This window comes from Jatrophihabitans sp. (genome assembly GCF_051960575.1).
GTDB lineage: Bacteria > Actinomycetota > Actinomycetes > Mycobacteriales > Jatrophihabitantaceae > JBQCEE01.
Genome location: NZ_JBQCEE010000121.1, coordinates 1 through 26,599 on the forward strand (window position 1 = coordinate 1; position 26,599 = coordinate 26,599).

General features: G+C 73.1%; 22 protein-coding genes and 1 pseudogene. 14 read left to right on the top strand and 9 right to left on the bottom strand.

Features of this window, described 5'->3' with window-relative positions; genetic code table 11:
- Positions 1-61 precede the first annotated feature (61 nt).
- Positions 62-436, top strand: coding sequence for an FAD-dependent oxidoreductase (locus ACTHMS_RS06475; RefSeq protein ID WP_440305879.1), 375 nt, complete (start codon positions 62-64; stop codon positions 434-436).
- A gap of 18 nt (positions 437-454) precedes the next feature.
- Here the strand turns inward: ACTHMS_RS06475 and ACTHMS_RS06480 are convergent.
- Positions 455-1,921 (bottom strand): annotated as a pseudogene (locus ACTHMS_RS06480) (cryptochrome/photolyase family protein); the annotation flags it as partial.
- A gap of 252 nt (positions 1,922-2,173) precedes the next feature.
- Here ACTHMS_RS06480 and ACTHMS_RS06485 point away from each other — a divergent pair.
- Together ACTHMS_RS06485 and ACTHMS_RS06490 are read left to right on the top strand one after the other, a co-directional pair.
- Entirely contained in the window at positions 2,174-3,517 is a 1,344-nt protein-coding gene (locus ACTHMS_RS06485) for a cytochrome P450 (protein WP_440305850.1), read from the top strand.
- Between the two features lie 87 nt (positions 3,518-3,604).
- Complete coding sequence (locus ACTHMS_RS06490; RefSeq protein WP_440305851.1) at positions 3,605-5,146, top strand: alpha-amylase; 1,542 nt, start codon at positions 3,605-3,607, stop codon at positions 5,144-5,146.
- Positions 5,147-5,244: 98 nt separating this feature from the next.
- On the opposite strand, the gene ACTHMS_RS06495 is transcribed toward ACTHMS_RS06490, so the two are convergent.
- A complete protein-coding gene (locus ACTHMS_RS06495; RefSeq protein WP_440305852.1) occupies positions 5,245-6,801 on the bottom strand; it encodes an MFS transporter in 1,557 nt (518 codons plus the stop codon).
- Between the two features lie 87 nt (positions 6,802-6,888).
- On the opposite strand from ACTHMS_RS06495, the gene ACTHMS_RS06500 reads away from it, so the two are divergent.
- Positions 6,889-7,524 carry a TetR/AcrR family transcriptional regulator gene (locus ACTHMS_RS06500; protein ID WP_440305853.1) on the top strand — a complete coding sequence of 212 codons (636 nt, stop codon included), beginning with the start codon at positions 6,889-6,891 and terminating at the stop codon, positions 7,522-7,524.
- 67 nt (positions 7,525-7,591) lie between these two features.
- Here ACTHMS_RS06500 and ACTHMS_RS06505 read toward each other — a convergent pair whose 3' ends face one another.
- The gene (locus ACTHMS_RS06505) at positions 7,592-8,506 is read right to left on the bottom strand and encodes an oxygenase MpaB family protein (RefSeq protein ID WP_440305880.1); all 915 of its coding nucleotides are present in this window, start codon (positions 8,504-8,506) and stop codon (positions 7,592-7,594) included.
- 25 nt (positions 8,507-8,531) lie between these two features.
- Between ACTHMS_RS06505 and ACTHMS_RS06510 the strand changes: the two genes are divergently transcribed.
- Positions 8,532-8,945 (top strand): HNH endonuclease, encoded by a 414-nt coding sequence (locus ACTHMS_RS06510; RefSeq protein WP_440305854.1) that lies wholly within the window; start codon positions 8,532-8,534, stop codon positions 8,943-8,945.
- A 9-nt stretch (positions 8,946-8,954) separates the two neighbouring features.
- Here the strand turns inward: ACTHMS_RS06510 and ACTHMS_RS06515 are convergent, their stop codons facing one another.
- Positions 8,955-9,806 (bottom strand): helix-turn-helix transcriptional regulator, encoded by an 852-nt coding sequence (locus ACTHMS_RS06515; protein ID WP_440305855.1) that lies wholly within the window; start codon positions 9,804-9,806, stop codon positions 8,955-8,957.
- A gap of 182 nt (positions 9,807-9,988) precedes the next feature.
- On the opposite strand from ACTHMS_RS06515, the gene ACTHMS_RS06520 reads away from it, so the two are divergent.
- The 6 genes from ACTHMS_RS06520 (at position 9,989) to ACTHMS_RS06545 (ending at position 15,539) form a co-directional block, all read left to right on the top strand.
- Positions 9,989-10,504 (top strand): hypothetical protein, encoded by a 516-nt coding sequence (locus ACTHMS_RS06520; RefSeq protein WP_440305856.1) that lies wholly within the window; start codon positions 9,989-9,991, stop codon positions 10,502-10,504.
- Positions 10,505-10,566: 62 nt separating this feature from the next.
- Positions 10,567-11,733: an SPFH domain-containing protein gene (locus tag ACTHMS_RS06525; RefSeq protein ID WP_440305857.1), complete on the top strand. Its 1,167-nt coding sequence runs from the start codon at positions 10,567-10,569 to the stop codon at positions 11,731-11,733.
- A gap of 112 nt (positions 11,734-11,845) precedes the next feature.
- Positions 11,846-12,991, top strand: coding sequence for a hypothetical protein (locus tag ACTHMS_RS06530; RefSeq protein WP_440305858.1), 1,146 nt, complete (start codon positions 11,846-11,848; stop codon positions 12,989-12,991).
- 97 nt (positions 12,992-13,088) lie between these two features.
- A complete protein-coding gene (locus ACTHMS_RS06535; protein ID WP_440305859.1) occupies positions 13,089-14,231 on the top strand; it encodes a glycoside hydrolase family 26 protein in 1,143 nt (380 codons plus the stop codon).
- Between the two features lie 84 nt (positions 14,232-14,315).
- The gene (locus ACTHMS_RS06540) at positions 14,316-14,702 is read left to right on the top strand and encodes a DUF1801 domain-containing protein (RefSeq protein WP_440305860.1); all 387 of its coding nucleotides are present in this window, start codon (positions 14,316-14,318) and stop codon (positions 14,700-14,702) included.
- 87 nt (positions 14,703-14,789) lie between these two features.
- Positions 14,790-15,539 (top strand): hypothetical protein, encoded by a 750-nt coding sequence (locus ACTHMS_RS06545; protein ID WP_440305861.1) that lies wholly within the window; start codon positions 14,790-14,792, stop codon positions 15,537-15,539.
- Between the two features lie 20 nt (positions 15,540-15,559).
- Here ACTHMS_RS06545 and ACTHMS_RS06550 read toward each other — a convergent pair whose 3' ends face one another.
- On the bottom strand, positions 15,560-16,408 hold the full coding sequence (locus ACTHMS_RS06550; protein WP_440305862.1) for an alpha/beta fold hydrolase: 849 nt from the start codon (positions 16,406-16,408) through the stop codon (positions 15,560-15,562).
- Positions 16,409-16,467: 59 nt separating this feature from the next.
- Here ACTHMS_RS06550 and ACTHMS_RS06555 point away from each other — a divergent pair, with 59 nt between their 5' ends.
- Complete coding sequence (locus ACTHMS_RS06555; protein ID WP_440305863.1) at positions 16,468-17,085, top strand: TetR/AcrR family transcriptional regulator; 618 nt, start codon at positions 16,468-16,470, stop codon at positions 17,083-17,085.
- Positions 17,086-17,210: 125 nt separating this feature from the next.
- On the opposite strand, the gene ACTHMS_RS06560 is transcribed toward ACTHMS_RS06555, so the two are convergent.
- Complete coding sequence (locus tag ACTHMS_RS06560; RefSeq protein WP_440305864.1) at positions 17,211-18,803, bottom strand: alpha/beta hydrolase family protein; 1,593 nt, start codon at positions 18,801-18,803, stop codon at positions 17,211-17,213.
- A 129-nt stretch (positions 18,804-18,932) separates the two neighbouring features.
- Here ACTHMS_RS06560 and ACTHMS_RS06565 point away from each other — a divergent pair, with 129 nt between their 5' ends.
- A complete protein-coding gene (locus ACTHMS_RS06565) occupies positions 18,933-19,796 on the top strand; it encodes a metal-dependent hydrolase (RefSeq protein ID WP_440305865.1) in 864 nt (287 codons plus the stop codon).
- 116 nt (positions 19,797-19,912) lie between these two features.
- Positions 19,913-22,540 (top strand): ATP-binding protein, encoded by a 2,628-nt coding sequence (locus ACTHMS_RS06570; protein ID WP_440305866.1) that lies wholly within the window; start codon positions 19,913-19,915, stop codon positions 22,538-22,540.
- On the opposite strand, the gene ACTHMS_RS06575 is transcribed toward ACTHMS_RS06570, so the two are convergent.
- From ACTHMS_RS06575 to ACTHMS_RS06585, 3 genes are all read right to left on the bottom strand, one after another.
- Positions 22,541-24,097, bottom strand: a complete 1,557-nt coding sequence (locus ACTHMS_RS06575; RefSeq protein ID WP_440305867.1) for a serine/threonine-protein kinase — start codon at positions 24,095-24,097, stop codon at positions 22,541-22,543.
- Between the two features lie 88 nt (positions 24,098-24,185).
- Positions 24,186-25,727, bottom strand: a complete 1,542-nt coding sequence (locus tag ACTHMS_RS06580; RefSeq protein WP_440305868.1) for a long-chain-fatty-acid--CoA ligase — start codon at positions 25,725-25,727, stop codon at positions 24,186-24,188.
- Positions 25,728-25,743: 16 nt separating this feature from the next.
- Positions 25,744-26,505 (bottom strand): SDR family NAD(P)-dependent oxidoreductase, encoded by a 762-nt coding sequence (locus ACTHMS_RS06585; RefSeq protein ID WP_440305869.1) that lies wholly within the window; start codon positions 26,503-26,505, stop codon positions 25,744-25,746.
- Positions 26,506-26,599 lie beyond the last annotated feature (94 nt).

Here is a 26,599-nt window from a genome sequence, read left to right on the forward strand (position 1 = left end):
GCTCACCACGGTCCACGTCGCCGCCGACGAGCGGCCCGCACGCGGGCGGGTGCTGGGCGTCGTGGGCGAGCAGCGGGGCCGGGTGGTTAACACGGTGGTGATGTCTGGGGTGTCGTGTGACTACGCGCCGTCCGGACGGCAGCTCGTGAGCGCCTCGACGCTCGGCGCCGACGCGTCCGCGGCGGCCGAGCAGGCGGTGCGGCGGCACCTCGACCGGCTGTGGCAGACCGACACGTCGCGCTGGGAGCTCGTCGGCGCCTATCCCCTGCCGCACGCGCTGCCCGACTTCGCGGCCGGCACCCCGCTGCGGCGTCCGGTCAGCACCGGGCCCGACGGCGTCATCGTCTGCGGCGACCACCGCGACACCCCGTCGCAGCAGGGTGCCCTCGTGTCCGGCAACCGCGCCGCGGCCGCCGCCCTCGCCCGCCTCGCCTGACCGCGGGCGGCGACGTCCGGGGGCGCGGGTGCCGCGGCGGCGCTCCTGCTCGCGCACCTCGTCGAGGTCCTTGAGCCGGTCGAGACCGGTGAGGGGCTGCCGCAGCCTGGCGTTGCCGGCGAACCGCTCGCGGTTTCGGTCGAGGAAGGCCCAGTAGCCGGCGGTGAACGGGCAGGCGTCGTCGCCGACGCGCACCTTCGGGTTGTAGCGGCAGCCGCCGCAGAAGTCGCTCATCCGGTCGATGTACGCACCGCCCGAGGCGTAGGGCTTGGTGGCCATGATCCCGCCGTCGGCGTGCTGCGACATGCCGACGACGTTCGGCAGCATCACCCAGTCGTAACCGTCGACGAAGCTGCGATGGAACCAGTCGGTCATCGCCGCCGGATGGACCCCCCGTTGCAGCGCGTAGTTCCCGAGCACCATCAGCCGCGGGATGTGGTGCACCCACCCGCTGTCGCGCAGCTGCTCGAGCACCGTCGACAGGCAGCGCGCCTCGACGGCGTCGGCGTCGAGGTCCTCGAGCCAGGCGGGCACCTTGTGCCGCACCCCGAGCGCGTTGCGCCGCCGGTAGCCCGGGCCCTGCTGCCAGTAGAGGTGCCAGACGTACTCGCGCCAGCCGATCACCTGCCGCACGAACCCCTCGACGGCGGCGAGCGGCGCCGACCCGTCGCGGTAGGCCTGCTCGGCCCGCTGGGCCACCTCGAGCGGGTCGAGCAGCCCGAGGTTCATGACCGGCGACAGCAGCGAGTGCGCCATCCACTGGTCGTCCGCGAGCATGGCGTCCTCGTAGCGGCCGAAGGTCGGCAGGCGGGTCGTGACGAACCGCTCGAGCGCCGCGGACGCCTCGGTGTGCGTGACGGCGAAGCGGCGCGGCCCGTCGCGGCCGACGAACCGCACCGCCCCGGACGCCTCCCACGCATCGAGGTCGCGCCGTACCTGCTCGTCGATCTCGTCCTCCTCGGGCCACCACGGCTCGCCGACGTCGAGCGTGCGCGACCTCGGCGGCGGCTCGCGGTTCTCGGCGTCGTAGTTCCATTTCCCGCCGGCGGGCTCGGCGCCGTCCATGAGCAGGTCGAGGCGGCGCCGGGTGTCGCGGTAGAAGTCCTCGAGCAGCAGCCGCCGCTTGCCGCGTCCGTCGACCCAGCGGGCGAACTCGTCCATGCCCACGGCGTAGCCGCGCGCCGGCAGCACCTCGACATCGGGCATCGACTGCACGAGCTCGCGGGCGGCGTACGACGTCGGGTGGCAGACGGTGACCGGCTCGTCGACCGCGTCGCGGTAGTGGTCGGCCCGCACGTACCGGCACCGGTCGCCGAGTTCGGCGGCGCGGTGCCGCATCGCCGAGAGCACCAGGTGCGCCTTCTGCCGGTGGAACCGGCGACGGGCGAAGACGCGCTGCGACTCGACGATGAGCACGGGCTGGTCGGGCGAGTCGAGGAAGTGCGGGCCGAGTTGGTCACCGAACAGCCAGCGGCGGGGGGTCACCCGTCCACCCTGCCCGAGAACGGGCCACGATGCCCGGGACGGGCACCCCGGCGTCCCGGACCGGGCGTGGCGAAGGACTGCTGATCACATGCCGTTGTGCTCCGGTCACCCAGCGTGGCCGCGCGCATGCTGGAACGGCACACCCGACCGGGCCGACGCTGCTGATCGGGGCGGAGAGGTGAGCCGAAGGTGCGCGGTGGCGTCAAAACCGCTGCCGCTGCCGCGCACCGGACCACCGGCTAGCCTCGCGACATGACGTTGGTACGCGAGCGTTTCACGCCCGGCCGGGTGACCCCGGGGGCGAAGACCGCGGTGCGCTGGGGCCTCGGCCACCTGCTGCCGCGTACGGTGATGACCCTCGCGGCGCGCCGCGGCGACCTGCAGGGTCAGATGATCTTCGCGGCGCGCGGCGGTGACCCGTTCCCGCTGTTCGAGCAGATGCGCTCGATGGGACCGCTCTACCGCGGCAGGTTCAGCTACCTCACCACCTCGCTGCCGGTCGTGCGCGAGGTGCTCGGCAGCAACGACTTCCGGGCCGGCTTCGACCGCAACCAGATCGGCGGACCGATCGGCAAGGCGTTCCTCTGGGCCACCGACGAGGAGCGCCTGGGCCCGCTGGAGCCGCCGTCGCTGCTCGTCACCGAACCGCCCGACCACACCCGCTACCGCAAGCTGGTCACCCGCGTGTTCAGCGTGCGCGCGGTCGAGAAGCTGCGCTCGCGCACCGAGGAGATCGCCGCCGGACTGCTCGACGACCTCGCCGGCGCCGCCGACTCCGGCGACAGCGTCGACCTCGTCGAGCGCTACTGCGCCCTCCTGCCCGTGACGGTGATCGCCGAGATCCTCGGCGTGCCGGCCGACGAACGCAGCCGGGTGCTCGCGTTCGGCGCGGCGGCCGCCCCGAGCCTCGATCTCGGCCTCACCTGGAAGGTCTTCCGCCAGGTCGAGGACGCCCTCGCGGGCTTCGAGGCGTGGCTGGACGCGCACCTGAGCTCGTTGCGCGACCACCCCGGCGACGACCTGCTCAGCCAGCTGGTCGCGGCGAAGGAGGACGGTGTCGGCCTCGACGACCGCGAGCTCAAGGCCACGGCAGGTCTCGTCCTGGCCGCGGGGTTCGAGACCACGGTGAACCTGCTCGGCAACGGCACCGCGCTGCTGCACGACCACCCCGAGCAGTTGGCGCACCTTCGCGCGCATCCCTACGGCTGGGCCAACGCGGTCGACGAGATCCTGCGCTTCGACCCGCCCGTGCTGCTCACCGGCCGCACCGCCCAGACCGACACCGAGGTCGCCGGCACGCCGATCCGGCAGGGCACGCTGGTCACGACGATCCTGGCCGCGGCGAACCGCGACCCGGAGGTCTTCGACGACCCGGGCCGCTTCGATGTGACCCGCGAGAACGCCAAGGACCACGTCGCCTTCTCGGCCGGACGCCACTACTGCCTCGGCGCGGCGCTGGCGCGCATGGAGGGCGAGGTCGGGCTGCGGCTGCTGTTCGAGCGGTACCCCGACCTGCAGCTGCGGCCGGGCGCCGAGCGCCGCAGCACCCGCATCCTCCGCGGCTTCGAACGGCTGCCGGTGCGCCTGCGGGCCTGACGAATCGTCCAATTCCTGCCGAAAGGGTTTACGAACACCGCCCTTTCCTGGCAGCGTGCTGAGGATCTCGACTCCAAGGAGGTCCTCATGCACGTCCCCCACGGGCGGACCCGACGGCTGCTCGCCGCCGGGCTCACCTCCGTCCTCGCCGGCGTCGCCGTCACCGCGACCGCGGTCGACGCGCCGGCCGCCACGCCGTCCGCCAGGTCGGCCCATCACGTCATCCGCGACGTCCAGGCCAACCTCTGGGAGTGGAACTGGCCGTCGATCGCCAAGGAGTGCACGACCGTGCTGGGGCCGGCCGGCTACTCGGGCGTCCAGGTGGCACCGCCGGCCGACTCCCTCTCGCGCGACTACACCTCGTCGGACGCGCCGATCCTGCACCCGTGGTGGGAGGTGTACCAGCCGGTCGACTACCGGCTCACCAGCCGGTTCGGTACGGCCACGCAGTTCCGTGACATGGTGGCCACCTGCCGGCGGGCCGGCGTGAAGGTCTACGTCGACGCCGTCATCAACCACATGACCGGGCAGGGCCACACGAGCTACACCGGTGTCGAGTACACCCACTTCGACTACCCGGGCCTGTACACGAGCGCGAACTTCCACCACAAGGGCACCGGCCCGAACGACTGCCCGTCGGCCAGCGGCGGTGTCGACGACTTCAACGACTACCACCAGTTGACCAAGTGCGAACTGCTCGGCCTGGCCGACCTGCGCACCGACTCGGCGCCGACCAGGGCGAAGATCGTCGCCTACCTCAACCGGCTGCTCGCGATCGGCGTCTCCGGCTTCCGCGTCGACGCCGCGAAGCACATCGGGGTCGCCGACCTCATCACCATCCGCAACTCGCTGCACGACACGATCGACGGCACCCGCCCGCAGTGGGCGCTCGAGGTCTTCCCCGGGTCGCCGGGTGAGGGGTCGCAGCTGTCGTTCACGCGGGCCGGCACGGTGCTCGGCTTCGACGCGAGCTACCAGCTCAAGAACGCCTTCAAGAGCTACACGGCCGACGGCACCGGCAACATCGCCGGGCTGCGGGTGTGGGGCGAGCAGGCCGGCCTGGTGCCCAGCAGCAAGTCGCTGGTCTTCGTCGAGAACCACGACACCGAGCGCGGGTCGGACACCCTGTCGTACAAGGACGGCGCGACCAACATCATCGCCAACGAGTTCCTGCTGGCCTACGGCTACGGCACGCCGCAGGTGTACTCGGCGTTCGCCTTCACCAACAGCTACGACTCGCCGCCGGCGACGGCCGCCGGGTACGTCACGAACACCACGTGCGGCAAGGGCTGGGTCTGCGTCGACCGCAACCGAGGCGTCCTCGGCCTCGTGCGGTTCCACAACGCGGTCGGCCATGCGCCCGTGCGCCACGTCTTCAGCCGGATCGACAACGTGCTCGGCTTCTCGCGCGGCGACCAGGGCTACTTCCTGGTCGACAACGCGAAGACCGCGCGCACCGTGACGGTGCAGACCGGGCTGCGCCCGGGGCGCTACTGCGACGTCGTGCACGGCGGCAAGCGGCACGGCACCTGCCTCGGCGCGATGGTGCGGGTGCGGGCCGACGGCACCGCGACGATGACGGTCGCGGGCAAGGACGCGATCGCCATCGACTGGGCGTCGAAGCTGTAGCACGGACACACCAGCCGACCCGGACACGAAGATGATCTCGGGGAAACACCGGTCAGAGCCGGGGTTTCCCCGAGATCATCGGGGGTGGGGGCTGCGCGTCACGCGGCGGCGGGCGACGGCAGCGGACGAGGGCCGGCGACCTCCGCGGTGATGGCCGGGCGGCGGCCCGGCAGGGCGAGGGCGCCGAGCGCGCCGACCCAGCAGACGCCCGCGGCGACCATGCAGGCCACGTGCAGCCCGCTCATGAATGCCGAGTTCGCATCGGGGACGAGCGACGGGGCGCGTCCGGCGATCGTGTAGGCGGCGGCGACCGAGTCACGCGCGGCCGTGGCCAGCGGCTGCGGCAGCGTCGAGAAGCCGCCGGTGAGGTGGCTCGCGTACAGCGAGGTGAAGACGCTGCCGATGACCGCGACCCCGAGCGTGCCGCCGGCCTCCCGGGTGGCGTCGTTGACGGCCGAGCCGACGCCCGCCTTCGCCGCGGGCAGCACGCTGAGGATCGACTCGGTGGCCGGCGCCGTCGTCAGTCCGAGCCCGAGCCCCATGAGCACCATCTGCCCGATGATCTGCGAGTACGGCATGAACGCGTCCGACACCGAGATCCAGGCGAACGACGACCCGAACAGCAGCAGGCCGGTGACGACGACGGCCCGCGTGCCGACGCGCGCGGCGAGCAGCGCACCCACGACCGAGCCGATCGCGATGGTGATCGCGACGGGCAGGATGCGCGCGCCGGTCGAGAGGGTGCCGTACCCGCGCACGAACTGGAAGTACTGCGTGATCAGGAAGATGAAGCCGAACAGCGCGAAGAACGCCACCGTCACCGAGCCGCTGGCCGCCGAGAACGCCGGCGTGCGGAACAGCGTGACGTCGAGCATCGGGTGCTCGCGCCGCCGCTCGACCAGCACGAAGACCACGGTGAGCACGGCCGAGGCGACGAAGCCGAGCACCGACGCCGACGACGACCAGCCGCGCGAGGGCGCCTCGATGATCGTGTAGACGAGCGTCGCGATGGCCGTGGACGACAGCACGAGTCCCATCGGGTCGAGCCGCGCCTCGCCCGGATCGCTCGACTCGGGCACCAGCCAGAACGCCAGCGCCGCGGCAACGAGGGCCACCGGCACCAGGGCGACGAACACCGACTGCCACGCGAAGTGCGCGAGCAGCAGACCGCCGCTGATCGGGCCGACGGCCACGCCGAGCCCGGTGACGGCACCCCAGACGCCGATCGCCTTCGCGCGTTCGCCGCGGTCGGGGAACAGGTTGGTGATCACCGACAGCGTGGTCGGGAAGATCAGCGCCGCGCACACGCCCATCACGAACCGGACGGCCACCAACGCGCCCGCACTGTCGACGAGGGCACCGGCACCGCTCGCGGCGGCGAAGCCGAGCAGGCCGACCAGTAGGGCCGGGCGGCGGCCGAACCGGTCACCGAGCGACCCGGCGGTGAGTACCAGCGCGGCGAAGGCCAGGTTGTAGCCGTCGACGATCCACTGCAGGTCACGCGTCGTCGCGTGCAGCTGCCGCCCGAGGTCGGGCAGGGCGACGTTCACGATCGTGGTGTCGAGGTTGATGGCGAAGGCGGCGAGGCAGACCGTGGCGAGCACGAGACCGCGCCGGGTGCCACGGGCCGTCGCGGCGGTGGAAGCGAGGGACATGATCTCGTCCCCTCTCGATGTTGACACTGGTTACATCGAGCAGCATGCCGGTCGATGTGGACCCTGTCAACATGCGACACTGACGACATGCCCCGCGCCACGGCCGACCGCCCGTACCACCACGGCGACCTGCGCACCGGCCTCGTCGACGCCGGCCTGGCCCTGGCCCGCGCCGAGGGACCGGAGGCCCTGCAACTGCGCGCGGTCACCCGCGCCGTCGGCGTCTCGCACAACGCCGCCTACCGGCACTTCGCCGATCACCAGAGCCTGATCAACGCCGTCGCCGAGCGCTGCATGACCGAGCTCGCCGATCTGATGCGCGCCCGCATCGCCACGGTGAGGGTGCGCGACCCCAGGCGTCGGGCCATGGCGGAGCTGTCCGCGATCGGCCGCGCCTACATCGACTTCGCCGTCGCCGAACCGGGTCTGTTCCGCACCGCGTTCGCCATCCGCCCGGAGGAGCACCTGGTCAAGGGTGCGCCGCCGGCCGACCAGGCGGGCCCCTACGAGCTGCTGACCGCGGCCCTCGACCGGATGCTCGAGGTCGGCGCCCTGCCGGCCGCGCGCCGTCCGGGCGCCGAACACGCCGCCTGGTCGGCGGTGCACGGGATGTCGATGCTGCTGGTCGAGGGCCCGCTGCGCGACCTGCCCGAGGCCGAGCGCGACCAGGCCGTCACCGTGGTGCTGGACGTGATCGAACGGGGCCTCACCGCTCCGGCCTGATACCGCGCGTCCCCCGCCGCAGGCATCTCGGAGCCAGGGAGACGACTGCCCCGGGGGACAAGGCGCGTCAGGCGACGTCGGCGTCGACGACGGCCGCCGCGGCGTCCGCGCCCGACCGGGCGCTCATCGCCCAGTGGATCGCCGCGGTGACGCCGTGGCCGCCGAGCCGCCCGACGGTCCGCTCGGCGAGCGGCAGGTAGGGCAGCCGCAGGGGCCGGCGCGTCCACGGCGGCAGCAGGCCGATCGCGGCCGACGCGAGCACCGCATACGGCACCTTCGCCGGCAGCGGCAGCGGCGCCTTGAGCAGCAGGAACCGTGCCGCCTCCCGCGCCTCGGGGGTCGCCCGGAGTTCCGGACGGTAGGCGGCCTGCTGCTCGTGGAGCTCGGCCTCCGTGCGCGGCGGGTCGACGACGCCGAGCCGCTCGGCGACCGTCGCGGTGTCGGCGACGTAGAGGTCGCGTTCGTCCCGGTCGAGGCGGCCGCCGATGCCGTAGCGCTGGTAGGCGGCGAGGAAGCTGTCGACCTCGGCCACGTGCACCCACCGCAGCAGGTGCGGGTCGCGGGCGCGGTACGCGCGCCCGTCGGCGGCGACGCCGTTGATGCGCTGGTGGATGCCGCGCACGCGGGCCACCGCGCGTTCGGCGGCGTCCTCGGGGCCGTAGGTCGTGACGGCGAGGAAGTAGCTGGTACGCGCGAGCCTGCCCCACGGGTCCTCGCGGTACGCCGAGTGCTGCGCGACGCCGGTCATCACCAGCGGGTGCAGCGACTGCAGCAGCAGCGCGCGCAGGCCGCCGACGAACATCGCGGCGTCGGCGTGCACCCGCCAGATCGGCCGGTCCGGGGTGAACCAGCGCGGGCCGGGCGCGACGATCTCCTCGTGCCGCGCCGGCCCCTCCGGCCCGGCGACCCGCTCGAAGACCAGTTCGGCCAGCCGCACCCGCAGCTCGGCGGGCGTGACCGGCAGCGCCCGCACGCTCGTCACCACCCGTCCATGATGCCTACAGTCGATGGGGATGGCCGACGAACCTGTGCAGCTCGGCCGGGCCGCGCGCCTGCGGCAGGCGCTCGACCGCGACGGCGCGACCTGCGTGTGGTGCGGGCGTGCCTTCGGTGCGCTCGTCCGGCCCACCACCGAGCACCTCGTCCCCCGCGTCAAGGGCGGCCCGTCGTGGGCCGAGAACGAGGTGGCCGCCTGCCGCCGGTGCAACGCCGAGCGCGGACACGGCTCGCTCGCCGCGTTCGCCGACGAGTGCCGGCGCCGCGGCTGGCACCCCGACGTCGACCGCATCGTCGCGTCGCTCGACCGGCTCGACGCCGCCATCGACCGACGCGGCGGCCAGCGGCGGGCCCGGCCGTACCTGCATCGCGAACGGCGCCGCCTCGAGCGCCTGCCGGCCGAGCGCCCGAGCCGCAGCGCCTGACCGGCCTGGTCAGCCGACGTCGCGCAACAGCTCGATGAGCTCCTGCTGCGTCGAGACGCCGACCTTCCGGAAGATCGCCGACAGGTAGTTGCGCACCGTGCCCTGCGAGAGCGACAGCTTCTGCGCGATCGCGGGCACCCGGTCGCCCGCGGCCAGGGCGAGCGCGATGTCGCCCTCGCGTCCGGACAGCCGATCGAGCGCCGGATGGCCCGCCGCCGGCGTCGACGGTCGCTCGAGCGGCACGCCCGGGATGACCGCGAAGACCGCGGCACGTTCGTCGGCGGGGAGCACGAGCAGCTGCAGCGACTGGTCGCCGCGGCCTGGGGTGGACATCTCGACCGGCCGGGACGCGACCTGCCGCGCGCCGAGCGCGGCCTCGACCGTCCGACGCAGCCGGGCGACCTCGGCGGGCGGCACGAAGTCGACCAGACGGCGGCCGACGAGGTGCGCGGCCGGGCGGCCGAGCAGCGTCTCGACCTCCGGGCTGACCCAGCTCACCACGCCGTCCGGGCGCAGCGCGCCGACGCCGCTGGCCTTCGCGGCGATCGAGGGCGGGGACGCATCGGGTCGACCGCTGGGACGCGGCAGCAGGAACGCGACCGCATCCGGCCCAGCGGGCAACGGCACGGCGCGCACCCAGAACGACAGCGTCGCCCGGGTGGCACGGACGCGGTGCACGACCTCGTACCCGGTCAACCGGCCGCCGGCGAGCAGTTCGAGCGCGGGCGTCGGCGGGTCGTTGGTCGGGTCGAGCACCTCGTCGAGCCGCCGACCCGTCACGCCGCCGGCCGGGCGGCCGAGCACCGCGTTCGCGCCCTCGGTCGCGGAGACGATCCGCGCGGTGCGCGCGTCGATCACCACTGTCGGAGGCCACACCCGCTCCAGCGGCTCGCTGCTGAGCTCGCTCCGTCCCACTTCGGGACGTTGTTCCCGCATGCCTACCGTCTCACTCCTGGTCGTCCCGACATGACCGTCCCCGTGCGCGCTTCGGATCGCGCGCGCGCGGACGATAGGAGCGCGTGGGCCGTCTCCGTCGTCGCGTCGTGCCAGTGGTTCTGGCACTCGCCGTCACTGCGATCACCGTGGTGGCGGTGCAGGCGGTTGCGTCCCGACCCGTCCGACACCGTCCGGTTCTGTCACGCAAAGTAACGGTTGCACCAGCCTACGGGGCGTTCCGACACGTCCTGTATCCCGGTGTCGCGGGCGATGTCGCGCTCGCGTTCGTCAACACCGGCACGACGTCGCTGCTGATCAAGGGCATCGTGCTGCCGCCCGCGACGTCGCTGGCCACCGGCTGGCGCGACGCCGCGGGCCGGCGTGCCAGGGCGGGCTGCACCGCGCGCACCAGCGGCGTGCGGTGGGCGGCCGCCCGGTCCGGACGCACGACCGTCGTGTGGCTGCGGCCCTTCGTGCTCGCCCCGAGGGCCCGGCGCATCGTCGTCCTGCCCCGGGCGGCGGTGATGGCACGGAACGCCCCGCGCGCGTGCGCGGCCGGCTGGCTGGGGCTGCCCCGGCTGCGCGGTGTCGTGGTGAGGCGCGGGGTGCTGCCCGCGGGCTGACCGGGCCGGTAGCGTGATCGCACCGTGCGCGCGGGTGCGCCACGGCGGGAGGGGACTTCACCGTGGGACTGATGGACCGCGTCAAGGGTCAGTTCATCGACATCGTCGAGTTCCTCGACACGAGCCGCGACACGATCGTGTGGCGCTTCCCGCGGCAGGGCAACGAGATCAAGCTCGGCGCGAAGCTCGTCGTGCGCGAGGGCCAGACGGCGGTGTTCGAGAACGAGGGCACCATCGCCGACGTCTTCACGCCCGGCACGTACACCCTCGAGACGAAGAACCTGCCGATCCTGTCCGACCTCAAGGGCTGGAAGTACGGCTTCAACTCGCCGTTCAAGGCCGAGGTCTACTTCGTCGCCACCCGGCAGTTCACCGACTTCAAGTGGGGCACGCAGAACCCGATCACCCTGCGTGACGCCGAGTTCGGCATGGTGCGGCTGCGCGCCTTCGGCACCTACAGCCTGCAGGTCGAGGACGCCGCCAAGCTGCTGCGGCAGCTCGTCGGCACCGACCCGCAGTTCCGCACCGACGAGGTCGGCGAGTTCCTGCGCCAGACGATCGTCGGCAAGCTCGCACCGGCGATCGCGGCGGCGAAGATCCCCGTGCTCGACCTCGCCGCGAACCAGGAGACGATCGCGGCCGGGCTGGCGACCACGCTGACCGAGTCGCTCGCCGAGTTCGGGCTGCGCGTGCCGCGATTCGTCATCGAGAACGTGTCGCTGCCGCCGGACGTCGAGGCCGCGCTCGACAAGCGCACCTCGATGGGCGTGCTCGGCGACCTGAACCAGTACACGAAGTTCCAGGCCGCCAATGCCATCGAGGACGCCGCGCAGAACCCGAACGGCGGCAACAGCGGACTGGGTCTGGGCGTCGGCGTCGCCCTCGGGCAGCAGGTCGGCTCGGTACTCAGTCCCGCGGCCGCGGCGCCGGCTCCTGCTGCCCCCTCGGGTCCTCCGCCGTTGCCGACCGCGGCGCCGCTGTACCTCGGCATCGACGGGCAACAGGTCGGACCGGTCGCGATCGCCGACCTGCCCGCCCGCATCGCGTCCGGCGAGCTGACCCGCGACACGCTGGTCTGGCGGCAGGGCATGGCCGGCTGGGTCGCCGCCTCGACGGTGCCGGAGGTGGCGTCGCTGTTCGCGGCCGTGCCGCCGCCGCTGCCGCCACAGACGCCGCAGGCGCCACCGGCGCCACCCGCTTCACCGGCGCCCGAGCCGCCGCAGGCGTGACGGCGCGGACGCGACGAGGATGACGACCCCGCCTCCCCTGCCGGGGGCCGCAGCACCGCCGCCTCTGCCGGACGCGGCACCGCCGCCGTTGCCTATCCCGACGGCGGCGCCGGTGCCGACGGCGGCGCCGGTGCCGACGGCGACGCCGGTGCCGACCGGCGCGGACGCACCGCCGAGCGACCTGCACTACACGTGCCGCTCGTGCGGGGCGCAGCTGTCCTACGCGCCGGGGACGACCGTGCTGCGGTGCGGCGCGTGCGGCTTCGAGCAGGACGTGCGGGCCGGCGACGGCAGCATCGACGAGCACTCCTACGCCGAGTGGGCGGCGCTGCCGGCGAAGCCGGTGGCCACGATCGCCGGACAGGTGCTCGCCTGCCGCAACTGCGGAGCGCAGACCGAGACCGACATGCTCGCCACGACCTGCCAGTTCTGCAACGGCGCGCTCGTCGCCCAGACCGAGCCCGACGGCGTGATCACACCCGAGGCGGTCGTGCCCTTCAAGATCGACCGACGGGCGGCGAACGACGCGTTCGTGACCTGGGTGCGCTCGCGGCGCTTCGCCCCGAACGCGCTGAAGCGGGTCGGCTCGACCGAGGCGATCGCCGGCACCTACGTGCCGCACTGGACCTACGACGCGCACACCGAGACCGACTACCAGGGCCAGCGCGGCGACCACTACTGGGTGACCGAGACCTACACGGTGTCCGACGGCCAGGGCGGCACCCGCACCGAGACGCGGCAGGTGCAGCACACGCGCTGGAGCCACGCGTCCGGCCATGTGGTGCGCGACTTCGACGACGTGCTTGTGGCCGGGTCGACGAAGCTCGCTCCCGAGCGGCTCACCGAGGCGGGGCCGTGGTCGCTGACCGACGCGGTGCCGTTCGTGCCCGACTACCTCGCCGGCTACGCGGCCCTGCGCTACGACGTCGATCCCGACGTCGGGTACGCGAGCGCCCGCGCCGAGATGGAGCGGGTCGTGCACGACGACTGCGAGCGCGACATCGGCGGCGACGAGCAGCGGGTCTCGTCGATGGACGTGCGGTACGCCGACGTGCTGTTCAAGCTGCTGCTGCTGCCGCTGTGGATCGCGTCCTACGTGTACGGCGGCCGCACCTACCAGGTCATCGTGAACGCGAACACCGGCGCCGTGCACGGCGACCGCCCGTACAGCAAGGTCAAGATCGCGGTCGCCGTCCTCGTCGGGCTGCTCGTGGCCGCAGCGATCATCACCGCCATCGTGCTCGCGCGCCGGAGATGACCCGCGGTCGGCGTCGGCCGGAAGGCTGACCGGCCCAGGACTCAAGTACCGCCCGGCCCGGGTCGATGGTCCCGGTGATCGCCAGCAAGGAGAGTCCGTGACCGTCGTCCCGCCCGCTCGACCGCGCACCCGACGCCACGGACGCGCCGTGCTGCTCGCCGCCGCCCTCGCCGTCGTCGCCGCCCTGGTCGCCGAGCTGGTCGGCGGTGGCGCCGCCGGCGCGGCGGCCCGGCGTCACCCGCACCGGGCACACCAGCACCGCACCCACCACCGCCCGCACCATCACGCGCCCGCCTCGCGCAGCGCCGGCACGACGACCGCGCCCGCCCCCACGCAGCGACCCGCCGCGAGCCCGCGTCCGAGCACGACGCCGACCGTCGCGCGCAGCTGGGGCGTGACCGGCCCCGGCGTGCCGAGCGATCTCAGCGGCCTCGACCAGCTCACCGGCGCCACCGGCTCGGCGCCCGGTGTCGTGATGTTCTACGTCGCCTGGTCGCTGCACAGCGCCTTCCCGACGGCGAGCGCCGCGGCGATCGCCCAGCACCACGCCGTCCCCGAGGTGACGTGGGAGCCGTGGGACCCGAGCCAGGGCGTCACCCAGCCGACCTACTCGCTCGCCCGCATCACGAGCGGCGCGTTCGACAGCTACCTGCGCAGCTGGGCGCAGGGCATCAAGGCCTACGGCGCGCCCGTGCGGCTGCGCTTCGCGCACGAGATGAACGGCAGCTGGTACCCGTGGGCCGAGGGCGTGAACGGCAACAAGCCGGGCTCGTACGTCGTGGCCTGGAACCACGTGCGTGCCGTCTTCGCGAAGGCCGGCGTCCGCAACGTCACGTGGGTCTGGTGCCCGAACGTGCCGTTCACCGGCAGCACCCCGCTCGGCGGCCTCTTCCCCGGTGACGCGAACGTCGACGAGGTCGCCCTGGACGGCTACAACTGGGGCACCACGCAGAGCTGGGGCTCGACCTGGCAGTCGTTCGCGCAGGTGTTCGGCCCCGGCGTCGCCCAGCTGAGCTCGCTGAGCACGAAGCCGATCAGCATCGGCGAGGTCGGCACCACCGACGTCGGCGGCGACAAGCCGCAGTGGATCCGCGACATGTGGACGACGCTCGCCTCGTGGCCCCGCGTGCGCGGGCTGGTCTGGTTCGACTTCGCCAAGGAGTGCGACTGGCGGATCGAGAGCTCGGCCGACTCGTTCGCGGCCTTCACCGGCGGCCTCGCGGGGTACCTCGCCGGCTGACCGACCCGCCCTGTGCATTCGGTGACGGATCTCCGCATCGCGTGACGGATCTCGAGATCGGCGGTCGGCCTACCCTTCCCGGGCATGGACGCAGCGCGCGACCCGCGGGTCGACGCCTGGCTCGACGGGCTGCTGCCGTGGCAGCGGGTGATCGCCGAGCGGGTGCGCGCGATCGTGCACGCCGCCGATCCGGGGATCGTCGAGACGATCAAGCGCACCGACCGGCCGTACTTCGTCCTCGACGGCAACGTCTGCGCCCTGCTGGCGGCGAAGCGGCACGTCACCGTGTTCGTCTACGACCCGGACGTCCCCGACCCGGCCGGGCTGATCAACCAGGGCGAGGGCAACGCAACGGCCCGGTCGATCCGCATCGCGCCGGACACCTTCCCCGACGAGGCCGCGTTCGTCGCCCTGCTGCGCGCGGTCGTCGCCCGCAACCGGGCCGGCGGCTGGCGGCGGCTCGCGCACTGATCGACACCGCAGCGGCGGCGCCCTCTTCCGCGCGACCCTGAGCCGATCTACCGTCGTCGCATCGCGACCAGCGGATGGGGGTGCGAGGTGCCGACACCGCGCGCGTCGCGCCTGCGCACGGCCGAGGTGGCGCTGCTCGACAGCGACGGCGTGATCGTCGCCGTGAATGCGGCGTGGGACGAGTTCTGCCTCGCCAACGGCGGTGACCCCCGGGCGGTCGGCCCGGGCGTCTCGTACCTCGAGGTCTGCGACCGTGCCGGCAACGACCCGGTCGCCGCCGACGTCGCGGGTGCCATCGTGGCCGCGCTCGGCGGCGACCTGCCGGCGCCGCGCCGGGTGCTCGTGCCGTGCCCGAGCCCGACCGAGCCGCGCTGGTTCGACCTGCTCGTGTCGTCGCGGCTGGACGACACGGGCGTCTGCATCGGCGCCACGGTCACCCTGTCGCCGGTGCCCGCCGAAATGGTCACCGGACGCGACCGCGCGCTCGGGCCCGCCGCCCGGTCGACGTTCGCCGTCGACCGGCTGCTCGCGGCGCTCGCCCGGCACGACCGCGAGTCGTTGGAGATCTTCGTCCACCACTGGCTGGGACCCGCGCTCGACCACGACGCCCGCCAGGGCACCCGGTCCGTCGCGGCCGCGGCGGCGGTGCTCGACCTCGGCGGCACCGCCCGAGCCGCCGAGGCCCTCGGAGCGACGGAGGACGAGGTGCGGCGCGACCGTCGGCTGCTGCACGAGTTGTGCCACGTCGATCCGGACGCGGACCCGGGCAGCCACGACCTGCTCGCCCTCGGGGTGGCGCTGCGCGCCTGGCAGGTGCTCGGCATCGGCAAGCGCTGACCGCCGCGCGCCGCGCCTCGTCAGACGGCGGCGGTGCTGCAGGCGACGATCTCGTCGGCCAGCCGGCCGGGGGCGTCCAGGGCGACGAAGGTCTTCGCGCCCGGCACGCGCACGAGCTGCGCGTGCGGTGCGGCCTCGACCAGCCGCTCGGCGAGGGCGAGCTTGAAGAACGGGTCACGCTCGCCCCAGACGAGCCGGATCGGGCGGTCGAAGCGCCCGAGCCGGGACGACGCCTCGACCAGGTCGTCCTTGCGGATCGCCGCGATGAACGCCGCGGCGTCCTCGGCGACCGCGCGGTCGGCGAGCATCGGCTCGACCCAGCCGGCCGTCAGCTGCGGATCGAGTCGGCTCGCGGCGAGGCCGCCGTACGCGAGCACCGAATGCCGCACGAACCGCGGACGCGCCTGCCGCATGAACAGGCGCAGCCGCCCCGGACGGCGACCGACGGCCATGAGGACGCCGAACGGCGGCGGCGGGAACTGCTCGAAGGCGTCGCAGTTCGTGAGCACCAGCCGACCGATGCGCGTGGCGTCGGTGTCGAGGACGAACTGGCACAGCGCACCGCCGCTGTCGTTGCCCACCAACGTGACGTCGTCGAGGCCGAGGGCTCCGATCGCGTCGATGATCATGCGGGCCACGCCGCGCGGCGTGCGGTCGGCGCCGTCGCCGATCGGCACCGTGTGCGACCCCAGCGGCAGGTCGAGCGCGTACGAGCGCACGCCCCGCGCGGCGAGGATGTCCTGCACGCCGTGCCACAGCGAGCCGTTCACGAGCACGCCGTGCACGAACACGACGGCCGGTGCCGTGCTGTCGTCCGGCCCGGCGACGCGGTAGGCGAGGCGTCCGGCTGGGATGTCGATCGTCGGCATGGCGGCCCTCCTGGGCTAGCGTCCTCGATGATGTCCCTACAAACATACGTACTGCCTGTATGAAAGACAACCGTCGGACGCAGGCCGACCGCTCCGCCGCCACCCGTGCGGCGTTGGTGACCGCTGCCCGCGAGCTGTTCGCCGAGCACGGGTTCGCGGCCGTGAGCACCGAGGCGATCGTGCGGGCGGCCGGGGTGACGCGAGGCGCGCTCTATCACCAGTTCGCCGACAAGGTCGAGCTGTTCGCCGCCGTCTTCGAGGCGACCGAGGCCGAGCTGACCGCCCGGCTCGACGAGGCGGTCGGCGGGTCGGGGCTCGCCGACCCGCTGGCGATGATGAGGTTCGGCGCCGCCGCCTGGCTCGACGCGTGCGCGGAGCCCGCGATCCAACGCATCGCCCTCGTCGACGGTCCGGCCGTGCTCGGCTGGGAGCGCTGGCGCGAGATCGGGCTGCGCTACGGCCTCGGGCTCGTGCAGTCGCTGGTGGTGGCGGCGATCGAGACCGGCCAGATCGACCGGCAGCCGCCCGAGCCGCTCTCGCACGTGCTGCTGGGCGCGCTGGACGAGGCCGCCCTCTACGTCGCCCGGGCCGGCACCGCGGAGGCCGCGGCCACCGCCCGCGCCGAGACCACCGCCGCCCTCGTCCGCCTCATCGAGGGCCTCGCGACCACCCGCTGACGCACCACAAGATCGGGTGACGGATCCGAAGATCGAGTGACGGCGAATTCGCCGTCACTCGACCTCGAGATCCGTCACCCGCGGACGCAGTCCGTCACCCGCGGACGCAGCCCGTCACCCTGCGCTCAGGGGGTGGGCGGGGTGACGGCGGGGCAGCCGGCGAGCAGGTCGCCGCAGGTGCGCACGGATCCAGTGGCCGGGTCGGTGAGCCGGTACTGCGAGTAGAAGTAGAACGACAGCGATCCCGGGATCGGGATGCCCGCGATGCGGTAGGGCACGTTGCCGCGGGCCGGGTCGTAGGTACCCGCACCGATCGACACCGGTCCGGACGCGTTCACGTCGGCGCTGTCGTCATAGGCCGCCGAACTCGTGAGCCGGGTGAAGGCTGGCTGCGGCGTCAGCGGGTCGCTCCCACCGCGCAGGTACTGGTCGAGCCAGGCGAGCGTCCAGTAGAAGGCGAACCGCTCGCTGAGCTGGTTCGACGAGAGCACGTAGTCGATGTAGCTGTAGGTCAGGTGCGTGCCGTTGCGCAGGCTGATCAACTCGCTGTCGACGCCCGCCGCGGCGAGCGACTGGTAGCCCTTGTCCCCCGCGCCGCCGCCACTGTTCGTCCCGCCGTGCGGGTTCGGCGTCGACAGCTGCGGCTGCACGTTGAATTCGTAGTCGTTGGTCATCGCCAGCGCCGGCGTGTGCAGCGTCGTCGCGCGGTACGGCGCGGGCACGGTCACGTTCGCCGCGCACTGCGACGGGTCGACCGGCTGCAGGTCGTCCCACGCGACGATCGTGCGCACGCGGGTGTCGCACTGCCCCACCCAGCTCACCGCGCCGGCGCCGAGCGAGTGGCCGGCGATGCCGACGCGCTGCGCGTCGAGCACGGCGCGCCCGGGGTTGGCGTCCGAGAGGAAGAACGACAGCGAGTCCTCGGCGCCCTGGTAGAAGTTGTAGTTCTGCTGGTACGGCACGCCGGGGCAGCTCGTCGGAAGGCACGGCGAGGGCAGCAGGTCGGAGCTGCCCTGCCCCTGCACGTCGTAGGTCAGCACCTCGTAGCCGTACTGCGCCAGCCCCTCGGCGGCCCAGTAGTAGAGGTTCTCGTAGGCCTGCACCGAGCCGTCGGTGATCACGACGCCCGGGTAGCCGGCGGCCGGGCGCGGCAGCGACGCCGGCGGCAGGAACAGGTGCCCGCGCAGCTGGGCGCCGTCGGTCGCGGTGAAGACCACCGGCTGCACGCGGCCGCCGGTGAGCTGCTGCCAGCTCGTCAGCGTGCGGAACGGGTCGGCCGCCAGCGCGCCGGGCACCAGCGTCGTCAGTCCGCCGTGCAGGTGGCTCGGCAGGTCGGCGAGCTGTTGCAACGTCTGTTGCAGGTAGAGGTCCGTGCCCTGCTGCACGAGCGCGGACGTGAACGCCGGGCTCACCGCCTGGTCGCGCAACCGCAGCGTGGCGCAGTACTGGTTCAGCGCGTCACGGGCGATCCACGCCGGGTTCGTCGCGACGCCCAGCACGGCCATCGGGTCGATGCGCGTCGCAGGCGCGAAGCACTCGCGGTCGATGCCGTCGACACCCGGCGCGGGCGCCCCGCCGAACGGCGTGGCGGCCGCGACGACAGCGCGCGCGTAGTCCGGCGCGTACGTCCCGGTCGACGCCCCGGCGCCGGTGGCGGACGGGACCACCACCGCCGCGGCGATCCCGAGCAGGGCCACTCCCCATCGCATCGTCCGCACGTGTCCTCCTCGGTGGTCTGGACCGATTGCCGTTACTCGACGTAGCATCAATTTTGGTACGCGGCCATACCGGCGCGTCCCCCAGCAGCATCGCGGGATCGCGGCGCGATGCCAACTCGAGGAGCCAGCATGACGAGCGAGACGGCCGCCCCCGTGCCAGCCCGCAGCGTGAAGACCCGCCGCATCCGGTTCGCGTATCCGGCGCAGTCGCTCGCCAAGCACTTCGTGCAGGGCGACCTCGTGATGAGCCACGTGGTGGCCGTGCTGTCGGCGACCTTCCCCGAGGGCGAGGACTTCTTCGTGCGGTCGGTGCGGCACTACGCCGACCAGATCACCGATCCCGAGCTGCGCGAGCAGGTGAAGGGCTTCATCGGCCAGGAGGTCACCCACGGACGCGAGCACCGCGCCCTCAACGACCGGCTGCAGGAGATGGGCTTCCCGACCCACCACGTCGACCGCACCGTCAAGAAGAACCTCGCGCGCGCCGACCGCACGATGCCGCCGCTCGCCCGGCTGGCCATGACCGCGGCGCTCGAGCACTACACCGCCGCGCTCGGCGAGACACTGCTCTCGGACGCGCGGGCCCAGGAACTGCTCGGCACCAGCGAGGTGCGCGAGATGCTGCTCTGGCACGCGCTCGAGGAGTCGGAGCACAAGGCGGTGGCCTTCGACGTGTACCGCGCGGTCGGCGGCAGCGAGCAGCTGCGCATCCGGGTCATGCGCATGGTGACGGTCGGGTTCCTGGCCCGCACGACCTTCTACACGCTGCTCTCGCTGGCGGGCGACCGCGCCGCGTACAACCCGGTGCGGCTGGTGCGCAGCCTGGCCGGGCTGCGCCACTCGCCGTTCCTCGCCAAGGAGGTGCGCGAGCGGATCAAGGCCTACAACCGGCCGGGCTTCCACCCCGACGACATCGACAGCACCGCGCTGCTCGAGCGCTGGACGGCCGAACTCTTCGGCGCCGAGGGCCGGCTCGCCGACCACGTGCACTGACCGGCGCGCACGGGACCAACGTCCTCACTTCGGGACGGGACTCACCTGCCCCGGCGGGTGGCCGATGGACCCGATGAGCCCGTGCGCCGCGCGGACCGTGTCCGGAGGCATCGAGCATGCCCGAGCCGTCCCCCGTCCGTCCGCACCCCCGCACGCTGGGGTGGTTCGGGACGTCGGCGATCGCCATGGGCGGCAGCAACCAGAGCCTGTTCCTCATCACGGCGCTCGTCGTCGCGCAGGGCAGCGCCGCGGTGCCCCTGCTCGTCGTCGGCCTGCTGCTGGCGTGGGCGGCCGCGCCGGGCTGGACCGAGCTCAGCCTCATGTGGCCCGACCGCATCGGCGGCATCGCGGCCACCTGCTCGGAGGCGTTCCGCCGCTACAACCCGGTCTTCGCCAATCTCACCGGCGTCTGCTACTGGTGGGGCTGGGTACCGACGTGCGGGCTCACGGCGCTGCTCGCGGCCGAGGCCGTGCACGACTGGTACCTGCCGGGTGTGCCGGTCCCGCTCATGGCCACGGCCATCGTCATCTCCTTCACCGTGCTCAACCTCTGCGGCATCGGCCGGGTCACCGCGGTGGTGCGCGTCATCGCCGTCGGCTCGGCCGGACTGGCGTTCCTGTCGGCGCTCGTCCCGATCGTCGCGGGTGACGTCGACGTCCACCGCGCGACGTCGTGGCACCTGACCCAACCGTTCCACGGCGTCTTCGGCGGCATCTCGAGCGCGATGGCGGGGCTCTATCTCATCGGCTTCGCCGCGCCCGCCTTCGAGGCGGCCACCTGCCACGTCGGCGAGATGAAGGACCCGGTGCGCTCGCTGCCGCGGGCGATGAAGGCCAGCGCCGGCATGGCCGGGCTCTACTTCCTGGTGCTGCCGGTGGTGTGGCTCGGCCTGTTCGGCGCGTCCGGCCTCGGCGGGGCCGACCGCACCGGGCTCGCCCACCTGCTCGGGCCCACCTTCGCGCCGCTGCTCGGCGCGGCAGCCCACAGCGCGGCGATCTGGTTCATGGTGCTCAACATGCTGCACGGCACGGCGCAGCCACTGGCCGGCGCTGCGCGCACGTTGTCGCAACTGGCCGACGACGGGCTGCTGCCGGTGACCTTCGGCCGACGCAACCGGTTCGACGCACCCGTCGTCGCGACCCTGCTCACCGCCGGGCTGGCGATCATCTTCCTGCTCGCGGGCGACCCGGTCTGGATGATCGCGGCGGCGAACTTCACCTACCTCATCGGCATCGCCATGCCGAGCGTCGCCGTCTGGCTGCTGCGGCGCGACTCCCCCGACCGCGAGCGGCCGTGGCGGGCGCCGCGCGGCACGGTCGCGCTCGGGCTCGGCGCCGCAGTGGTGTGGCTCATCGCGACCATCCTCGGCTTCCGGCAGTTCGGCCTGCCGGTCGTGCTCTTCGGCCTCGCCCTCGCCTACTCGGGCAGCGCGTTCTACGCCTGGCGCCGCCACCAGGACCGTGTCGCGTCCGGCCGCGAGCGGGTGCCGTTCAGCCTGCACTTCAAGCTCACCGGCGCGATGCTGCTGGTGCTGGCCCTCGACGGCGCGGGGTACCTGCTCGCCGTCACCAGTTCGTCCGGGACGCCGACCCGCACGGCCATCCTCGAGGACATCTTCGTCGCCGTCGCGATCCTCACGATCAGCGTCGGGCTGATCCTGCCGGGCATGGTGGCGCACAGCGTCATCGAGGTGGCCGACGTCGCCACCGGTCTCGCGAGTGGCACGCTCACCGAGCTCACCGAGGCGATGCACGCGCTCGGACGCGGCGAGCTCGACGCGGCCCGGGCGACGCCCGCGCACCGGCAGGTGGCGGTCACGACCCGGGACGAGGTCGGCACGATGGCCGCCGCCTTCAACGAGGTGCTCATCGCCGTCGGCCGCGCCGCCGTCGCCCTCGACCACGCCCGCGATGCGCTGCGCACGTCCGGTGAGGAACTGGCCCGCGAGAACGCCGAGGAGCTCGCGGTGCGGCAGGAGTCGGAGCGCGCACTGCTTGACGCGCTCGACCAGCAGCGCGCGGCCGCCGAGCGCCTGCGCGGGGTGGACGAGATGCGCACCGAGGTGGTCGCGACGGTGTCGCACGAGCTACGCACGCCGCTGACGACGATCGGCGGCTACCTCGAACTGCTGCTCGACGACGAACCGGACGACGACCGCCGCCAGATGCTGGAGGCGATGGACCGCAACGCCGCGCGCCTGTCCGACCTCGTCGAGGACCTGCTGGCCCTGGCCCGGCTGGACGCGGAGGTGCGCACCGCGCCGACGGTGGCCGTCGACCTCACGGCTGTCGTGCTCGAGGCCGTCGACGCGGTGCACCACCTCGTCGCCCAGCGCGAGCAGGTGCTCGACCTCGAGCTCGACGGCACCCGCCGGGTGATGGTGCACGGCGACCCGCGCCAGCTCGACCGCGCGATCGTCAACGTGCTCGCGAACGCCGCCAAGTACACGCCTGCCGGCGGCCGGGTCACGGTGCGGCTCGACATCGTCGGCGACCGCGCGCAGCTGGCCGTGACCGACACCGGTGTCGGCATCCCCCGCGCCGAGCAGGACAAGCTGTTCGACCGCTTCTTCCGCGCCTCGACCGCCCAGGACACCAAGGGCACCGGGCTCGGGCTGGCGATCGTGAAGACGATCGTCGACCGGCACGCCGGCGAGCTGACCGTCGAGTCGACCCCCGGCCTCGGGTCGACGTTCACGATCAGCCTGCCGCTCGCCGCGCAGCTGGCGGCCCTGCGCCGCTGATCAGGTCTCGCTGTCGATCTTCAGGACGCCACCCTGTCGGACGAGGGTGAAGGTGGTCGCGTCGGTGACGGTGCGGCCGTCGGCGTAGTGGTAGGTGAGCGTCGCCGTGACGGTGGACGGCGGGCGGGCCGCCACGTCGGCGACGTCGACGTGGTCGATGCTGCGCCAGTAGGCGTCGAAGGAGGCGCGTCCGCCGGCGCGCTGCTGCTGGAAGGTCGGTGTCAACCGCTGCCAGGCGGCGTCGAGGTCGCCGGGCACGAGGGTGAAGTAGTCGGTGATCGCCTGCGACAGGTCGGCGGCGGTGGGCGCGGCGGCGGCGTCCTTCCCGTCCTTGCCCTTCCCCTTGCCCTTCCCGTCGTCCTTGCCGTGGCCGTCGCCCGGGTTCGACGCCGGCGGCGCCGGGACGGCCGACGTCGTCGACCGTGTCGAGGGCGGCTGCGACGAGCGCGTGGCCGCGGACGACGAGCCCGGCGGTGCGGTGCTCGGCGGCGCGGACGGACCGCCGTCGCCCCCGCCGCTGAGCAGCACGATCGCGACCACGGCGGCGAGCGCGGCCACGAGCGCCACAGCGAGCACGGGCAGCCACGGACGCCGGCGGCGCTGTCGCGCGGGCGCCGATGGCGGGACGAAGGGCGGCGCGGAGGCGGCCGCGACGAACGGTGCGGCGGCCGGCGTCGCTCGCGTCGCCGGGGGCGGCACGACATCCGTGGGTGCCTCGGCCCGCAGGCTGGCTGTCGGCGCGTCGGTGAGCCGCGACAGCCGGTCGACGACGTCGACCATCCGTGGCCGGACGGCCGGGTCGGCGGCGAGCATCGCCTGCAGCAGCGGGGTCAGCTCGCCGCTGCGCCGCGGCGCCTCGGGGCGGCCGGACGCGACACGGTGCAGCACCGCCATCGGCGTGCCCTCGGTGCCGAACGGCGGGTGCCCCTCGACCGCGGCGTAGAGGGTGGCGCCGAGCGACCAGACGTCGCTCGCGGTGTCCGACGGCGCGCCGCGCGCCACCTCGGGCGCCAGGTACGCGGGGGTGCCGGTGATCATGCCGGTACTGGTCAGCGTGGGGTCGTCGGGCGTGTGTGCGATGCCGAAGTCGGTGAGGTGCCCGACGCCCTCGTCGTCGATGAGCACGTTGCCCGGCTTCACATCGCGGTGCACGATGCCGAGGCGGTGCGCCGACGCGAGCGCGGCCGCGATCTGCACGCCGAGCCGCGCGACCACCGGCGGCAGCAGCGGACCGTCGGTGGTGAGCACCTGGTGCAGGCTGCGCGACGGGATGAACGGCATCACCAGGCTCGGCCGGCCGTCATCGTCGATGACGTCGAAGACCGGCACGGCGTTCGGGTGCCGCAGCTGCGCGGTGATGCGTGCCTCGCGCAGCATGCGGGCGACCGCGAGGTCGCGTTCGGCGGCCGGCAGGGCGGGGTCGAGGTGCAGCTGCTTGACCGCGACGATGCGCTGCAGCCGTTCGTCCCAGGCCCGCCAGACGGTGCCCATGCCCCCGGACGCGAGGGGCTCCTCGAGCCGGTAGCGGCCGCCGACGGCGACCCCCGCCCGGCTCATGCCCGTGCCTCCGACGAACCCATGCGCAAGGTCCTACCCAGGCGGGCACCCACCCGACACGCGGGTCGGAGCGCCGTCACACGGCCGGTCAGAGGCGGGGGCGGAGCTCCTTCTTCAGGATCTTGCCGGTCGGCCCCTTCGGCAGGTCGTCGACGATGCGGATCTCGCGCGGGTACTTGTAGGCGGCCAGCCGCTCCTTCGTCCAGGCGACGATCTCGTCCGGCGTGGCGGTGGCGCCGGGCTTGAGGCCGACGAAGGCGACGACCTCCTCCCCCAGCTTCTCGTCCGGCCGGCCGACGACGGCCGCCTCGGCGATCGCCGGGTGGCCGTAGAGCACCTCCTCGACCTCGCGCGGGTAGACGTTGTAGCCGCCGCGGATGACGAGGTCCTTCTTGCGGTCGACGACGAAGAAGTAGCCGTCGTCGTCGACATAGCCGAGGTCGCCGCTGTGGAACCAGCCACCGCGGAACGCCTCGGCCGTCGCCTCGGGGTTCTTGTAGTACCCCTTCATCACGTTGTGCCCGCGGATCACGATCTCGCCGACGTGCTGCTCGCCCGGCGGCAACGGCCGGTCGTCGTCGTCGACGACCTTCACCTCGACACCCCAGATCGGCTTGCCGATCGAGAGCACCTTGCGCTGCTCGGCGTTGACGTTGAACGTCGTGGTGCTCGCGGTCTCGCTCAGCCCGTAGCCCTCGAGGATGACCACGCCGGGGAACTTCTCCTCGAACGCCTTGATCACCTCGCCCGGCATCGCCGCGCCGCCGGAGCAGCCGACCCGTAGCCGGCTCAGGTCGCGTCCGGTCGTGTCGGCGTGCAGCAGGGCGAAGTACATGGTCGGGACGCCCGAGAAGATCGTGACCCCGCGCCGTTCCATCTCGTCGACGACCTGCCCCGGCTCGAAGCGCGGTACCAGCACCAGCGTGCCGGCGAAGCGGACGGTCGTGTTCAGCACGCTCGACAGGCCGAAGACGTGGAACAGCGGCAGCACCGCGAGGCCGACGTCGTCGGGCTGGAAGCCGAACAGCGTGCCGGCGGTGGTGCAGTTCATGAACAGCTCGAAGTGGGTGAGCTCGGCACCCTTCGGCTTCCCGGTCGTGCCGCTGGTGTAGATGATCACGGCGGTGTCGTCGGCGTTCGTCGGCTCGATGTCCCCGCCGTCATGGTGCCCGATCGGGTCGGCGGCGTAGAGCTCGTCGAAAGACCGTGTGCCCTCGGGTCGCGCGTCGTTGCCCGGCAGGTTCACGATGAAGCTGGTGACGCCGTCGACCTCGGCGGCGCCCTTGACGGCCTCGGTCGCGAACGACTCGAAGGTGATCAGCACGCGGCTGTCGGAGTTCTCGAGGTGGTAGGCCACCTCGGGCGCCATCAGCAGCGGGTTCAGCGGCACCATCACCAGACCGGCCTTGAGGATGCCGAAGTAGGAGAACAGGAACTGCGGCAGGTTGGGCAGCTGCACCGCGACCTTGTCGCCGCGCTGCAGTCCGAGCCCGCGCAGCGAGGCGGCCACCCGTCCCGAGATGTGGTCGACCTGCGCGTAGCTCAACGAGAGCTCGCCGATCCAGCACAGCGGCTTGTCGGGGTTCTCGGTGCGCGACTCGCGCAGCATCGTCGCCAGGTTGAACGACATGAGGCCTCTCCCCGGGTCAGGTGATGGTGAGCCCGCCGTCGACGGCGAGCGTCTGGCCGGTGATGTAGCCGCCGGCCGGCGAGGCGAGGAAGACGACGGTCGCGGCCAGCTCGGCCGGGTCACCCTTGCGAGGGATGATCATCCTCGGCGTCATGGCGTCGAGGTAGCCGGGTGGGTACTCGTCGGTCATCTCGGAGGTGAAGAAGCCCGGCGCGATCGCGTTGACGCGGATGCCCTTGCGGCCGGTCCATTGCTGGGCGAGGTCGCGGGTGAGCCCGATGAGCCCGGCCTTGCTCGCCGCGTACGCCGCCTGCGGCAGCCCCGCCGTGGTGATGCCGAGGATCGAGCTGATGTTGATGATGCTGCTGCCCTCGCCCATCACCCGGCCGCACGCCTGCGCCATCCAGTAGCAGCCGTTGAGGTTGATGTCGATCACCCGCCGGAACTGCTCGGGGGTCTCGCGGGTGGCCGGCACCGCCGTGCCGACACCGGCGTTGTTCACCAGGATGTCGACGCGCCCGAGCTGCGCGACCGTCTCGTCGACGAGGCGCTGGCAGTCGTCAGGGTTCGCGACGTCGGTGCCGACGCTGATCGCGCGGCGTCCGGCTCCCTCGACGAGGGCGGCCGTCTCGGCGAGCCGCTCGACCCGACGGGCGCCGAGCGCGACGTCCGCGCCCGCCTCGGCCAGGGCCTGCGCGAAGGCCACGCCGAGTCCGGACGACGCGCCCGTCACGACGGCCACCTTCCCGTCGAGGCGGAACAGGTCGACGACGGTCATGCAGGCTCCTCGGACTCGGTGACTGGACGCTCACTGCGACAGCGCCCATCTTGGCCCGGGCCACTGACAGTTCCTGCAGCGCCCTCCGGCCCGC